Genomic DNA, 14,045 nt, shown 5'->3' on the forward strand with positions numbered 1-14,045 from the left:
GATGGGTTTGCTGGACAAGGTTACTCGTCTCATCCGTTCCGGAAATTTGGAAACCGGAGCTAAAACTTCTTCGGTTGCGGTTGCCGGGGAAGAAAAACCTTCCCTTTTAAAAAAGTCAATGGCTTTGCGTGCCAAAGGGCTTTTGGAAAAGGCGATGGATTTTGGCGGACGAAAAGAGAAGCCGACTTCCGCGTACGACGATCCGACCAGTTTTGAACCTGCAACCGCTTCCTCCTCTTCGGAAGATGATTTTAGTTTTGATTCTCCTTCCGCTGATTTTGGAGATATCGATTTTGGCGCAGAACCTACCGGGGAATCTTTCGGCGGGGAAGGTCTAGATGCAGAAGTTTCTTTTCCAGATTCCGCTTTCGGAGAAGAAAGTTTCGAAGAAGAAACCGCTAACAGCGATTTCGATCTTTCTTCTGTAGACTTAGGGCCCTCTGGTGAAGAGGGATCGGATTTTGAAATAGATCCCGATCTTGGATTAGGTTTAGAAAATTCGGATATAGGTGCGGATTTCGGAGAACTCCCGGAAGAAGTTCCAAGTAAAGGATTATTATCCAAAGCGGAAGAAGCAAAAGAAGAGGAAAAAATACCGTCCGGGCTTCCTAAACCTGAGGCTATTAAAGATCCATTCGACGATTGGGTCAAGGATGCCGAGAACCAAGCAAGTCAAGAAGCAAGTCGTCCTTTCAGTAAGGAACAGAATGAAACGGAGAATGCCCAGTTCTTATTCGATGATGACTCGGACTATTCCACAATGCCTATCGATCTACAGATCGCTTCCCGTAAAAAGTTAGAGAACTATTTATCTGCATTCGAAATTTCTAAAGAGATTTCCGCATCCAAGGATTTTACCAATTTTTTTGAGAACTTAAGCTTTTCCATCCAAGGACAGATTGGCGCGGAATCGATAGTCATATTCTCCTCTACAAATGGAGAATTTGACGTACTTCGAGTCGTGGAAGCTCAAGGGATAGGTGCGGATCCTGACTGGGTTTTGGAGGTAGGGGATGAAAGCTACCAAGCCGCGCTAAAAACGCCTTCCGTAGTGTATGCAAGGGAAATTTTAAAACATTCTCCTCCTAAAAAAGAAAAAGAGATCTTAGAGAAGACCGAAGCGGAAATGCTCGTTCCGATCAGAAGTTACGATGAATTTTATGGAATTATAATATTAAGCAAGACGATTGAAGGCGAAGATTACACGATCGAAGACTTGGAATTCTTGAAGATCGTGGGGGAGATGGCGGGATCCGTATTAAGAAGGATTATGGATCTGGAAGCCCTCCATCAGGAAAACGATCGATTGAACCAGGTGGTCAAAAGTAACGAAAGAATACTTGCGACAGCAAGAGACCTGGCCGGAGTCCGCGATATGGACGAGGCATACGATTATCTGGTAGAAGTATTGAAGAAAGAGCTCGGACTGAGGCGTTGGAGTTTTTTACTTTTGGACAGAACTACTCGGAAAGAATATAAAGTATTCGGAACAAATTTGCTTACGCCGGATACTTCCGGAAAATTCAGATTGGGATTGGATTCCAACTTGGTTGGAATCGTAGCTAACGTCCCTGGGGTGTTTCGGATCGCAAATTTCAGAAAAAATCCCGAGCTATTGTCGCAACTATCCAACGATGAGATCGGGCTCATGCACGATTTCGACATTCTTCCGTTCTTAAACCTGAACTGGCTTGTAGGAATGTTATTTATTCACGAAACGGAAAGGCCTTGGACGGATACGGATCGAGAAACTGCAGTCGGGATTTCCGAGATCGCTTCACCTGTACTTTCCAATTTGTTAATGCTGGAAGAAAGAGATGCGGTATTCCGGGATCCGTTCAGTCCTGTAGAATCGAGAATCGACGAAGCGATTTCCAGATCTTCCAAGATCGGAACTCCATTCAGTCTGACAGTTTTCAAAGTACAAAACGCAACTAGGATGGTTCGCATCAAGGGAGCCGGTTTTTTTGCTCATTATTGTGAAGAACTCAGGTCATCTATCCAAGAAAATCTGGGAGAGACCGATTACTGTTATAGGGTCGGTCAAGGAAAGTACGTCGTGGTTCTGGATGGAAAAGACAGAGAGGAAACACAGATCGTAGTTCGTAAGATCCGCAACAGAATCGTAGAGTTGGATAAAAAGAACAAAGACTTTCAGACTTCTACTGCCAACCAAACTCTTTGTTATCCTGCGGATACAAGAGAGAAAGAAAGAATGTTGGAACTGATCGAAGAGTCCTGATTTAGTTTGCCATGATATTATTGTAGGAGTTCCTACAATAGTTTTAAGACCGCCCCCGCCCAGGTTCGGGTGGTGGGGAGTGGCTCGTGGGAGAGCGCTTACACGCAATATCACAAATTCTCCGATCCGTCAACTGAATCCGGAATCTTCTTCCTCATGTTGGAATTCCAACATTTCCGATTCTTTCAAAATTCTCCTCAAAATCCAGTATACGAAGCTGTTTCAATTTCAGCCTCATTCAGATCCCTTAAATCCATTCCCAAATGACATAATCTATTTTCATAATCCATTATTTAAACATTGACTTAATTAAATATCTATTTAAATAATGGATTATGAATGCTTTTGCCGCTCTTGCGGACGATACAAGAAGGGAAATTGTGAGACTGGTGGCTAAAAACGGCGAACTCACCTCGACCGAGATCGGAGAAAATTTTAATATCACAGCTCCTGCGATTTCCCATCACCTAAAGGTATTAAAGAGTGCGAAACTCCTAAATATGAAAAAAGAGGCGCAAAAGCGTATTTATAGTCTAAACGGTTCGAGCGTTAGCGAAATGGAAGATTGGATACTCGAAATAATCGATCTATGGAAAAAACGTCTGGATAAATTGGATCGATACGTATTAAAGCTCAAAAAGGAGAGGACCCGTGATAAAAAATAACGTAGAAACGATTATCGAAGGTAATAAGGTCGTTTACAAAAGATACTTTGATGTATCGACAGAACTTCTCTTCGAAGTGTGGTCAATGCCGGAACATCTTTCCGAATGGTGGGGACCCGACGGATTTACACTGACTACTAAACGTATGGATTTTATCAACGGAGGGATTTGGGAATTTATCATGCATGGACCGGACGGACATGATTATAAAAATATGATCCAATTCACCGATATCAAAGAACCCCATCATATTTATTATAAACATTTGGGCGACGGGGAAGGTGATCAGGACGTTCACTTCGAATCGAAAATTATATTCGAAAAAGTTGGAGAAGGAACAAACTTAATAATGGAGCAGATCTTCCCGAGCAAAGAGGAACTCGAAAGAGTCAATGGGAAATATGGTGCGATCGAAGGCGCTAAACAACATATCGGCAACCTTGCTAAATATTTGGAAACACTGAAATAGTCGATCCGGGGCTTGTGGGAGTTCCTACACGTGCAGAACTCTTACTTCTTCTTAGTCGAATCCACTAGATCGTAGAATTTCTGGAACAAATACCTACTATCATTCGGACCGGGAGAACTTTCCGGATGGTATTGGACCGAAAGAAGAGGATATCCTGATTTCAAAATACCTTCTACGGTGTCATCGTTCAGATTGATAAATGAAATCGGCTCTTTTTCGCTGGAATCGGCAACCACGGCAAAGCCATGGTTCTGGGAAGTGATCTCCACTTTACCGGTCTCCAAACTTTTGACAGGTTGGTTTCCGCCTCTATGGCCGAATTTCATTTTTTCGGTCTTCTTGCCTAGGGTCAGACCTATGATCTGATGACCTAAACAAATCCCGAAAAGAGGATAATGATTATCTAATATAGCTTTTGTGGAATCGATCGCGTAAGTGCAGGCTGCCGGATCTCCCGGACCATTTGAAAGGAAGAATGCATCCACGCCGTCTTTCATAATTTCAGAAGCGGGAGTTTTTGCAGGATAAACGGAAACCGCAAAACCGGCCGCATCCAAGAGTCGAAGAATATTCGTCTTCACACCGTAATCATAAACGGCGAGTTTGTATTTTTTCCCGACGCTTGATCCGAACTCATATTTTTTATCAGTGGTGACAACCTTCGCGAGGTCGGCGTCTGCGATCCCCGGGAACTTCTTCACTTCCGCTAAGAAAGAATCGGAGTATTCATTCGCGACGAAGATCCCACCGTTCGGAGCCCCGTTCGTGCGAATGAAACGAGTTAACTTTCGGGTGTCGATACCTTGGATACCGGGGATTTTATATTCTTTTAGAAATTGAGATAATGTCTTTTGGGCCTTGAAGTTGGAAGGACGATCCACATATTCCTTCACGATCATTCCCGCGGCTTGGATCTTACCGGATTCCATATTTTCCGGATGGATCCCGTAGTTTCCGATCATCGGGTAGGTGAGAGTTATGATTTGGTTGGTGTAGGAAGGGTCGGTCAGGATTTCCTGGTAACCCGCCATGGAAGTATTAAAGACGATTTCCCCGACGGACTGGGTTTCGTAGCCGAAGGATTCGCCTTCGTATACGTCCCCGTTTTCTAAAACCAAGAACGCTTTCATTAAGGACAGGCTTTCGCACCGAAGGCAAGGGTCAAGTGGAATCACCCAGAATTTTGTAGGAACTCCAACAAGTCGTCAGGGTAAAAATTTGGGCGGCTCACTCGCTACCGCTCGGACCGCGCTGCTTCGATTTCGCGCATTCGCGCTCATCCGGGCCTTGCCCGGACTAAAGATCTGCGCATCGCTGCCGCACAGGGGATTCGGACCAAGCCGCAAAGATGAGTCGTATGTTTCAATCTCTGTGTGCTCCGTGTCTCTATGGGAAACTTTCCAATTTTTTTGTTCGCACGGAGGACACAAAGATCACAGAGATTTTTCCGCGGCAAGGATGCAAAGGGGAAGTTCGAAGAACCGAAGCGTTAGCGTAGCCCGAAGCAGCCTGGTTCTCGCGAAGCGAGAAGCCGCCCCCAAAACTCGAACGTCAAAAATTCTTTCTATATGTAGGAGCTCCTACAGAGTTTCTAAAACCGCCCCCGCCCTGCATTGGGTGGGGGGAGTGGCTCGTGGGAGAGCGCTTACACGCCTACCACAAATTCCCCATTTCGTCAACACGCTCCTTCATGTTGGAATTCCTACATACTGACCTCCCTAAGACGCTTGCGAAAAAAACCGCGTATCGACGGAATGGAAGCAGGGGTAGCTGTGTCAGTTCAAAATCAGTCAGTCAAATTTATCTTACCGGACGGAAGCTCCAAAGAAGTATCCGCCGGTTCATCCTATAAGGATTTTATAGAATCCCAACTTCCGTTCTTGAAGAACAAAGCGTTAGCAGTCCGCTTAGACGGCACAAACGTTTTGGACTTAAGCCGGACCATTGATTCCACAACCACCCCAAACACCACACCTAAATTGGAAGTTTTAACCTTCCAAGACAAAGAAGGTTGGGAGACCTTCCAACATTCCGCAGCACACTTGCTTGGAATGGCGGTCCAGAATTTATACAAAGACGCAAAATTAACCGTGGGTCCGGTCATCGAAAACGGACCGGGGTTCTTCTATTACGATATCGATTTTACGGAGACTGTGATCACTCCGGATGATTTTCCAAAGATCGAAGCGGAGATGAAGAAGATCGTGGATGCCGACCACGAAGTTTTCCGCAAAGTTTGGGACAAAAAAGAAGCGATCTCCGTTTTCGAAAAAATGGGAGAGAGCTATAAGATCGAGATCGTGGGCCAGATCCCTGACGATAAAGTTTCCATCTATGGAATGGGAGAATGGTTCGATCTTTGTAGAGGGCCTCATATTCCTCGTTCCGGATTTTTGAAAGCATTCAAGTTGACCGCACTTTCCGGAGCATATTGGAAAGCGGACAAAAACAACCGAATGCTCACCCGGATTTACGGGATCGCATTTCCAAGCAAAAAGGAATTGGATGAGTATATCTTCCAGATGGAAGAGGCCAAAAAAAGGGACCACAGAAAGATCGGAAAGGAAATGGATCTATTCTCCTTCCAACCGGAAGCTCCCGGATTTCCATTCTGGCATCCGAAAGGGACCACTTTATGGAATGCACTCGCGGATTATATTCGCAAAGAATGTGCCAAACGTGGATACCAAGAGATCAAAACTCCTGCCGTACTTTCTTCCGAGTTATGGAGAAGGAGCGGTCACTGGGACAACTTCAACGAGAACATGTATTTTGTTTCTATCGACGAAGAAGAATTCGCGATCAAACCCATGAACTGTCCCGGTTGTAGCCTGATCTACAAACACCACCTTCATTCTTATAAGGAACTTCCTCTTCGATTCGCGGAATTAGGAAGTGTTCACCGCCACGAATTGCATGGAGTTCTTCATGGATTGTTCCGAGTGAGAGCATTCACTCAGGATGATGCGCATATCTATGCACCTTTGGATTATTTGGAAACGGAAGTATTGGATATCATCGACTTCACATTTAATGTATATAAGAAGTTCGGATTCCAGGAGTTTAAAACTTATATTGCAACTCGTCCGGAAAAATCACAAGGTAAGGACGAAGATTGGGAGTTTGCGACTAACGCTCTTAGGCAAGCTTTGGAAAAAAGAAATATTCCATTCTCCATCAAAGAGGGTGAAGGTGCATTCTACGGACCTAAGATCGAATTTAATATCAAGGATTCTATCGGAAGAATGTGGCAATGCGGAACCGTGCAGATAGACTTCTCCATGCCCGATCGTTTCGAATTGGATTATACCGATTCGGACGGAGCCAAAAAAAGACCGGTTATGATCCATAGAGCGATATACGGATCTTTGGAAAGATTTATAGGGATCTTAATCGAACACTTCGAGGGAAAATTCCCACTTTGGATCTCTCCGAACCAAGTTCGTGTTCTAACCGTAACCGAAACCGTGCAGGATTACGGATCCGAGATCCTGAAAAAACTAATCGATTTGGGTTTTAGAGCGGAAGGCGATTTTCGTAACGAGAAGATCGGGGCCAAGATCCGTGATTCCATCCTCAAAAAGGCAAATTACCTTCTGGTTCTGGGCCAAAAGGAGAAGGATTCCGGAACTGTTGCGGTCCGAAAACGCGGTAGCGAGGAAACGATTTCTATGTCGTATTCCGAGTTTCAGGCAATTCTCGAAAAGGAAATCGCAGAGGGTCTGTAAAAAGGGTTCGCACAGAGGACACGGAGAACACAGAGGATTGTTTTTATATAAAGTCGCGAAGAGGAACGATTTTAGGACCTTTATCCTAACCCCTCCGTGATCTCTGTGAGCTCCGTGCGAAATTATCTTTGGAACTTTGGGTTAAACTAAATTCTACTTGAACAGTCTCCCTATCTGCGGAGAAAATCGCTTGAAACCCAGCCTATTGGCCAAAAAATTGGAAAAAACCGGAGATTGAATGCAGAAGAGGCCTCAACCGAAAAACACCGATAAGATATTTAATCATAGAATTAATGAAAAAATTACCGGGGTGTCCCAGGTAAGATTGGTGACGGACGACGGTGTAGTGATCGTTTCTTTTGACGAGGCTCTGCGGCGTGCAAAGGAAGAAAACTTGGATCTCGTGGAAGTATCCGGAGACCAAGAAATCCATGTATGCAAGATCATCGACTACGGAAAATACAAGTTCGAATTACTTAAAAAAAGTAAGGAAGCGAAGAAAAAACAACACGTAATCAACGTGAAAGAAGTGAAGATCCGTCCGCGGATCGAACAACACGATTACGAAATTAAAAAACGCCATGCTGTGGAGTTCCTCCAAAAAGGGGACAAAGTAAAGGTCAGTCTTCGCTTTCGCGGTCGTGAGATGATGCATTCCGAACTCGGAATGAATGTAGTCAACAGAATGGTAGAAGATCTGAAATCCGTAGGAATTCCCGAAAGAGAACCTATACTGGATGGACGTCAGATCGTTGTAGTTATTTCGCCTCTTTCCGCGAAGTAAGAAAGAGTTAGAGTCAGGAGTTATCGAGGTAAGGAAATGCCTAAGCTTAAAACAAATAGAGCCGCAGCAAAACGGTTCAAGTTTTCCAAAAATAATAAAATAAAACGGAAGAGTATGAACACCCGTCACATTCTTACCAAAAAAGGACCCAAAAGACGTCGTCGTCTGCGAGGAATGACCTTGGTAGTGGATGCGGATTGGAAAGCAATCGTTAGACTCATGCCTTACGGAGTTCGATAATGCCACGCGCAACAAACGGAACCATACACAAGAATCGTCGTAAAAAAATCCTAAAAACCGCAAAAGGTTTTAGAGGAGCCAGATCCAAACTTTACAGAACCGCAAAATCCGCGGTAATGAAGGCTGGGCAGTGGGCGTATAGAGACAGAAGAGCAAAAAAACGTGATTTCCGCAAATTGTGGATCATCCGTATCAATGCTGCAGCTCGCGAAGCTGGACTTTCTTATTCTCAGTTCATCCATGGTCTGAAAAAAGCCAATATTTCCTTGGACAGAAAGGCCCTGGCAGAACTTGCATTTAGCGACAAAGAAACTTTTAACGCCCTCGTTGAAAAAATTAAGGTAGCGGCATAATCATATTGCCCTAACGGAGGTTCGGTTTTCGGACCTTCTTTGCCTGAAAAAGCCCGTAATTCTACGGGCTTTCTTCGTTTTTAGAAAAAAAGGTTTTTCTCTTTTTCAGAAAGATGAAAAATGGGATGGATTTTGCCGATGCGTAAAGTCTGAAATATTTAGACGAAATTTCGCTCTAAGTGTATTTTTATAAAATAAACCACTCCAATAAAGGAGAACGAGGTTCGCACTATGTTAACTATGGAGACAATTGAGGAGCTCGAGAGTAAAGTCCTAAAAGCACTCGAGCTCATTAGCGACCTTCGGGCGGAAAACGGTCGCCTGGAAACAGAAAACGAATCTCTTCGGGCGGAAAACGACCAGATGAAACTGGCGATGGAAGAGAAAGAAAAAGAACTTTCTTCCCTCCGCGAACAACTCCAAAAAGCAAACGCTGAACTGGAAGGAATTAAAGAAAGAGAACGCGCACTCGAAGCGAAGATCAATCAGCTTCTGGGACGTTTGGATGGTCTTCCAGCTTCCGGCGGCGGATCATCAAGTGTTTCTTCTTCACCTAAGCCTAGTTCTACGACTTCGTTTGCTACTGGTGCTGCTGCCGGTGCAGCCGCAGGAGCGGCTGCGGCTTCTGCCGCTCCATCCGTTGTTAGAGATTCTTCCGAAGAGGATTTTAACGAAGACGACGAAATCATTCTTTTAGATGATGAGGACGATGATATTTCCGTTCTGACCGAATCTTCCGATTCTTCCGGAGGAGACGACGAGATCATCATCACCGACGAACCTATCGACGACTTCAGTCCTGTTTCCGCCGACGATGATGATATCATTATCGAAGACGATGACGATTCGATCAGCGTATTCGATGCGGACGAGGACGACGATTTCTTAGTCATCGAAGACGATCCTAAGTAATTTTTATGAGTGAAAGAGTCAAAGCTCGTATCCTGGGCGAAGACTATACCATAGTAGGCGATACCGATCCGGAGTATATCCAAAGGCTCGCCGAATTGGTGGATCGAAAAGTCCGAGAGTTACAATTAGGGATGCCTAACGCGCCTAAATTGAAACTGGCAGTTCTCGCAGCTTTAAACTTCGCGGACGAATTGGAACAATCCAAAAATCAAACTGGTGACGCCGGACCTTCTTCTCCCGAAGCGGAAGAAAAGACCAAAAAATTGATCACTCTTTTGGAAGAAGGTTTGATCGGAGATCTTTGATTTGGTTTCTAAATCGGAAGCCAGAAAAAAAATGAAATCCCTTCTCTTGGGAGTTCCTTCCAGGAAAGAAAAAGAAGAAAGAATCCGCTACAATCTTCTGGAATTTCTGAGACATAGCTCATCTTCTTCTCACCTAAAGATCATCTCCTATATTGCGGACGATTTTGAAATTTCTCCCTTTCTACCGTTAAGCCCTTCTTTGCAGATGGGAAGTTTCGTTTTGGACATATTTTTTCCAAAAGTAACTCATTCAGGATTGGAATTTAAGTCCGGGATCGGATTTTCCAAAGGTGCTTTCGGTATTTTGGAGCCGACTGGAGAAGATATCTTACAGCCGAAGGATGCAGACTGGATATTCGTTCCCGCCCTGGGATGGAATGGGGAGGGGGCAAGGCTCGGAAGGGGGAAGGGTTTTTACGATCGTTCTCTAGAGGATATCCTTTCCGAAAAAATGATTGGCCTTTCTTTTGAGGACCTATACCCTTGCGATTTTTCCGCAGAACCCCATGATCTGAAAGCAGGTACAGTGATTACGGAGAAAAAAAACCATTGCTTTCCCGGAAAAATGGGGGAAAAATCAGTCGGATAATTCGATGAGGAGTTTCTTTTTCGGGGGGCTCCATGTCGACAATGTACTGAGCCGGAAACTTGGGCCCAAGGTTTCCGTCCGGAAAGAGTAAGCGGCGGAGAACCGGTGAAAACCATAGATAAAAATAACCACACGGAACAAAACCAAGAAGAAAGAGACCTGGAATCGCTCCAGGAATTTCTTACATTCGAAGTGGATAAGGAAATTTTCGGGATCGATATTCTTTATATCCACGAGATCCTAAAACCGGTACCTATCACTCGAATCCCGAACGTGGAAGGTTTTATACTTGGAGTGATCAACTTAAGAGGCGAGATCATTCCGATCATGGATCTAAAGGAACTTTTTGGATTAGGTTTTTGTGATATTCTTCCTTCCACTAGGATTATAGTAGTTGTTAGCGGCGAAAAAAGGGCAGGGCTCCTAGTCGATTCCGTGAAACAAGTGGTCAAGATCCGAAAAGATAAGGTCAGTCAAGCGGACGAAGACCTGAGCGTAAATTATAGCGAACTTATAGAATCCGTTAGCCAGTTTGAAGAATCTCTGATCCTGAACTTGAATTTATCCAAGGTAATGGATTATGCGGCGGAGGAAGCGTAAATGGCAGGAGTACTCGGCGAATACACGGAACTCTTTTTGGAAGAATCCGAAGACCAAATAGAAGAGCTGAATGCGAACCTTTTAAAACTGGAAAAGGACCAGTCCAATCCTCAGACCATCAATGATATCTTCCGTGCGGCTCACTCTTTAAAAAGTTCGGCCGCATTCGTCGGATTGTACAATCTTTCCGACCTTGCTCATAAAATGGAGAATCTTCTCCAAAGTATTCGAGATGGAAAACTTATAGTCAACCTTTCTCTGGTAAATCTACTCTTTCAATGTTTCGATCTGATCAAAAACGTGATCGTGAATGTTGCAGCCGGCAAAAAAGTGGATACCCCGTATACGGATATGATCCAAAGACTGGAAGCATACGAAAAAAATCCGGATGTCGCACCCGCTCCTAGCTCTTCCGGAAGATCCGTTTCGAAGTCGGTTACTCCGGTTGCTAAACATGAGGAACTTAACGCGAATGGGATAGAATTGGATGCGGACGACCAAAAAGAATTGGAAGAGATCCTTCGGAACGGTTCCGGAAAACCCTGGCTCTTAAAAGTGGGACTCAAAAAAGATTCCCCAATGAAGGGTCTACGTTATACTCTCATTGTACAGAACCTGAAAAATTTAGGCCAAGTATTCCGTACCAAACCGAGCGGGGAAGAATTGGAGAATGGGACCGAAGCCCCGTATCTTTCCATCCTGATCGTAAGTTCCGAATCCCAAGAAGAACTGACCAAAGCTGCCAACGTGGATATGGTGGAAAACCTGATGATCCAAGAATTTAAACTCAGCGGTTATTCCGAATCGGGAGTTCCTTCTTCCTACCAACTGGATGAGGAAGAGAGAAGTAGCGAAGCAAAAGTTACTTTAAAAAGTATTAAAGTATCTTCCGATAAACTGGATCAGCTCATGAATAATGTGGGCGAGCTTGTGATCACAAATTCCGGCTTTCAGAAAATCTACGACGATCTTCTCCGCACATTCGGGGACGATCAGTTATTCAACGAACTCAAAGGGCGTATCGATCTTATCAATCGTATCTCCAAGGAACTCCAGTCCGGGATCATGAATATCCGGATGGTGCCTATCTCCACCGTCTTCCGTCGATTCTCTCGTTTAGTTAGAGACCTTTCTTTAGAAACGGGAAAAACAGTCGATCTAGTCTTGAATGGGGAGTCCACCGAGCTGGATAAAAAAGTGATCGATGCTTTAGGAGAGCCTCTTCTTCACTTGATCAGAAACTCTGTGGATCACGGTATCGAATCGCCTGAAGAAAGAAAAAGGTTAGGCAAACCTGAGATCGGGATCGTCGAGCTAAACGCTTACCAAGGCGGAAGTAATATTATGGTAGAGATCCGTGACGATGGTCGCGGTTTGGATGTGGAAAAGATCCGTAAAAAAGCGATAGAGAAAGGACTCGTTTCCGAGACCGACGCACTCGCATTAGAAGAAAGTGATATTTATCAATTCATCTTCGCTCCCGGTTTTTCCACTGCCGACAAGATCACCGATATCTCCGGTCGCGGCGTAGGTATGAACGTGGTCAATAACCTGATCCAGGAATTCAAAGGTAAAATTCTCATCCAATCCCAGAAAGGATCCGGAACCTCTTTCGTTCTCTCTTTCCCTCAGGCGCTTGCGATCATTCCTTCTATCCTGATCGTAATGGAAGAAGAAGTATACGCTTTCCCTCTCTCGGAAGTGAACGAGACCATCAAGGTAAACAACGAACAGATAACCACTCTGGAAGGAAACGAGATCATCAACTTGAGAGGAGAAGTTCTTCCGATCTACAGATTGAATCGTATTTTGGGTCTTCAGGATAAAACGGACAGGGAGGAATTCCCAGTCGTTATCGTTCAATACAAGGGCCGTAAATTAGGCTTCATGGTCGACGAGCTGGTTGGAAAACACGAGACTGTCATCAAGTCCTTGGAAAAAAACTTCAAAAATATCAAGGGACTCACCGGAGCTTCCATCATGGGAGATGGAACCATTATTATGGTCCTAGATATTCCCGGTCTTGTGGAATTTGCCGCGGAATTGGAAGAGAATGCAAGATACATAAATTATCATCTGGAAACGATGAAACGTATCAGCACGATCCGCACCATCGAAACGGAAGAAGAGAAATATATCCAAAAAACTTCCAACCCTACGAACGTTTATAATCATAAACTTCACGAGATCACCACGCGAGAAAGGGAACGTCGCAAGAAAAGCGAACGTAAAAAATCGGATGAATCCAAAAAGGTGATCGTAGCAAAAGAAGAACTCGAAAGGGAAATTTCTTCCGCTCCGATCAAGTCCAGTATGGAGATCCGACCTTCGGAGGACAAATTGATCAGTTCGTCGGATAGTCCCTCCGAACTTTCTTCCAACACCGCGGTTCTGGAAAGACCTGCCGCCAAAAAAGAAGGAATGGAAGAAGCATATAGATCGCATATCAACGAATTGATCTCCGATTCTCCGGTTTCCGACGAAGAGAGAAAAAGAGCGGATCAAATAATAGAAGGTTTTTTAGAACAGAAAAAACAGAGAATGATGGCTGTATCTCACTCTAAGGAATTTACCGGAAACCTGAGCAAAGAACAGATCAAGAAAATTGAATCCGTGGTAAACACCGGTATGATGAATGCCGGTATGGTACTTTCTCAAATCCTGAACAGGAATGTGGATCTGTTTATTCCTGAAATTATCATGAATGACAAGGAAGGTTTGGCTTCCGAGATCCGTTTCTCTGACGATAAATTCTACGGTATGAAAGTCAAAATGACCGGAGACCTGAATGGAAACATGCTGATGATGTTCTCCAGGGAGAACGCCAAAAATTTGGCCAGAGAACTTTTGGATTCCGCCGCAAGCGGAGATACTTTGGACGAAGATACGAAAAGTGTACTATCCGAGATCGCAAATATAGTTTGTGCTTCCGTTTTGAACTCCATTTCCAACAAGGCGAAGGTGAGCGTGATGCCGGCTGTCCCTGAACTTGTGGAAGGAACCTTCCTGGAAGTTTTGGATGTAGTAAAACCGGAAAGAACTAAGTTCTTAAGTATGCTCACCGAATTTAATCATGAGGGAAACAACCTGTTAGGAGTACTTTTATTCCTGCCGGATTTCGACGAACTCATGGATTTACTTCCGAAATTTTAAACACT

General features: G+C 44.3%; 13 protein-coding genes. 12 read left to right on the top strand and 1 reads right to left on the bottom strand.

Going from position 1 to position 14,045, the window contains the following annotated elements; all coding sequences use genetic code 11:
- The first annotated feature begins 1 nt into the window (after position 1).
- The 3 genes from LEP1GSC192_RS17900 (at position 2) to LEP1GSC192_RS17910 (ending at position 3,376) form a co-directional block, all read left to right on the top strand.
- On the top strand, positions 2 to 2,242 hold the full coding sequence (locus LEP1GSC192_RS17900; RefSeq protein ID WP_020771433.1) for a GAF domain protein: 2,241 nt from the start codon (positions 2 to 4) through the stop codon (positions 2,240 to 2,242).
- Positions 2,243 to 2,577: 335 nt separating this feature from the next.
- On the top strand, positions 2,578 to 2,907 hold the full coding sequence (locus LEP1GSC192_RS17905) for a metalloregulator ArsR/SmtB family transcription factor (protein ID WP_020771379.1): 330 nt from the start codon (positions 2,578 to 2,580) through the stop codon (positions 2,905 to 2,907).
- Complete coding sequence (locus LEP1GSC192_RS17910) at positions 2,894 to 3,376, top strand: SRPBCC family protein (protein ID WP_036090895.1); 483 nt, start codon at positions 2,894 to 2,896, stop codon at positions 3,374 to 3,376. Before LEP1GSC192_RS17905 ends, LEP1GSC192_RS17910 begins: the two co-directional genes overlap by 14 nt.
- Positions 3,377 to 3,417: 41 nt before the next feature.
- On the opposite strand, the gene carA is transcribed toward LEP1GSC192_RS17910, so the two are convergent.
- Positions 3,418 to 4,506, bottom strand: coding sequence for a glutamine-hydrolyzing carbamoyl-phosphate synthase small subunit (gene carA / locus LEP1GSC192_RS17915; protein ID WP_020771233.1), 1,089 nt, complete (start codon positions 4,504 to 4,506; stop codon positions 3,418 to 3,420).
- Positions 4,507 to 5,130: 624 nt separating this feature from the next.
- Between carA and thrS the strand changes: the two genes are divergently transcribed.
- The 9 genes from thrS to LEP1GSC192_RS17960 all read left to right on the top strand — a co-directional run bounded on the left by thrS (position 5,131) and on the right by LEP1GSC192_RS17960 (position 14,040).
- Positions 5,131 to 7,104 carry a threonine--tRNA ligase gene (gene thrS / locus LEP1GSC192_RS17920; protein ID WP_020771441.1) on the top strand — a complete coding sequence of 658 codons (1,974 nt, stop codon included), beginning with the start codon at positions 5,131 to 5,133 and terminating at the stop codon, positions 7,102 to 7,104.
- Positions 7,105 to 7,342: 238 nt separating this feature from the next.
- Positions 7,343 to 7,888: a translation initiation factor IF-3 gene (infC, locus tag LEP1GSC192_RS17925; protein ID WP_036090897.1), complete on the top strand. Its 546-nt coding sequence runs from the start codon at positions 7,343 to 7,345 to the stop codon at positions 7,886 to 7,888.
- 36 nt (positions 7,889 to 7,924) lie between these two features.
- The gene (gene rpmI / locus LEP1GSC192_RS17930) at positions 7,925 to 8,128 is read left to right on the top strand and encodes a 50S ribosomal protein L35 (RefSeq protein ID WP_010514334.1); all 204 of its coding nucleotides are present in this window, start codon (positions 7,925 to 7,927) and stop codon (positions 8,126 to 8,128) included.
- Positions 8,128 to 8,481: a 50S ribosomal protein L20 gene (gene rplT, locus LEP1GSC192_RS17935; protein ID WP_020771497.1), complete on the top strand. Its 354-nt coding sequence runs from the start codon at positions 8,128 to 8,130 to the stop codon at positions 8,479 to 8,481. The genes rpmI and rplT overlap by 1 nt, the downstream gene beginning before the upstream one ends.
- A gap of 231 nt (positions 8,482 to 8,712) precedes the next feature.
- Complete coding sequence (locus tag LEP1GSC192_RS17940; RefSeq protein ID WP_036090902.1) at positions 8,713 to 9,393, top strand: hypothetical protein; 681 nt, start codon at positions 8,713 to 8,715, stop codon at positions 9,391 to 9,393.
- A 5-nt stretch (positions 9,394 to 9,398) separates the two neighbouring features.
- A complete protein-coding gene (locus LEP1GSC192_RS17945; protein ID WP_020771344.1) occupies positions 9,399 to 9,698 on the top strand; it encodes a cell division protein ZapA in 300 nt (99 codons plus the stop codon).
- Position 9,699: 1 nt separating this feature from the next.
- Positions 9,700 to 10,287, top strand: a complete 588-nt coding sequence (locus tag LEP1GSC192_RS17950) for a 5-formyltetrahydrofolate cyclo-ligase (protein WP_020771451.1) — start codon at positions 9,700 to 9,702, stop codon at positions 10,285 to 10,287.
- A gap of 105 nt (positions 10,288 to 10,392) precedes the next feature.
- Positions 10,393 to 10,887, top strand: a complete 495-nt coding sequence (locus tag LEP1GSC192_RS17955; protein WP_020771152.1) for a chemotaxis protein CheW — start codon at positions 10,393 to 10,395, stop codon at positions 10,885 to 10,887.
- Positions 10,888 to 14,040, top strand: a complete 3,153-nt coding sequence (locus tag LEP1GSC192_RS17960; protein WP_020771196.1) for a chemotaxis protein CheW — start codon at positions 10,888 to 10,890, stop codon at positions 14,038 to 14,040. It begins immediately after the preceding gene.
- Positions 14,041 to 14,045 lie beyond the last annotated feature (5 nt).

The organism is Leptospira sp. B5-022, assembly GCF_000347035.1.
GTDB lineage: Bacteria > Spirochaetota > Leptospiria > Leptospirales > Leptospiraceae > Leptospira_B > Leptospira_B cinconiae.

Coding starts and splice junctions, on each gene's coding strand:
- LEP1GSC192_RS17900 (WP_020771433.1), top strand. CDS start 2: ATGGGTTTGCTGGACAAGGTTACTCGTCTCATCCGTTCCGGAAATTTG.
- LEP1GSC192_RS17905 (WP_020771379.1), top strand. CDS start 2,578: ATGAATGCTTTTGCCGCTCTTGCGGACGATACAAGAAGGGAAATTGTG.
- carA (WP_020771233.1), bottom strand. CDS start 4,506: ATGAAAGCGTTCTTGGTTTTAGAAAACGGGGACGTATACGAAGGCGAA.
- thrS (WP_020771441.1), top strand. CDS start 5,131: ATGGAAGCAGGGGTAGCTGTGTCAGTTCAAAATCAGTCAGTCAAATTT.
- infC (WP_036090897.1), top strand. CDS start 7,343: ATGCAGAAGAGGCCTCAACCGAAAAACACCGATAAGATATTTAATCAT.
- rpmI (WP_010514334.1), top strand. CDS start 7,925: ATGCCTAAGCTTAAAACAAATAGAGCCGCAGCAAAACGGTTCAAGTTT.
- rplT (WP_020771497.1), top strand. CDS start 8,128: ATGCCACGCGCAACAAACGGAACCATACACAAGAATCGTCGTAAAAAA.
- LEP1GSC192_RS17940 (WP_036090902.1), top strand. CDS start 8,713: ATGTTAACTATGGAGACAATTGAGGAGCTCGAGAGTAAAGTCCTAAAA.
- LEP1GSC192_RS17945 (WP_020771344.1), top strand. CDS start 9,399: ATGAGTGAAAGAGTCAAAGCTCGTATCCTGGGCGAAGACTATACCATA.
- LEP1GSC192_RS17960 (WP_020771196.1), top strand. CDS start 10,888: ATGGCAGGAGTACTCGGCGAATACACGGAACTCTTTTTGGAAGAATCC.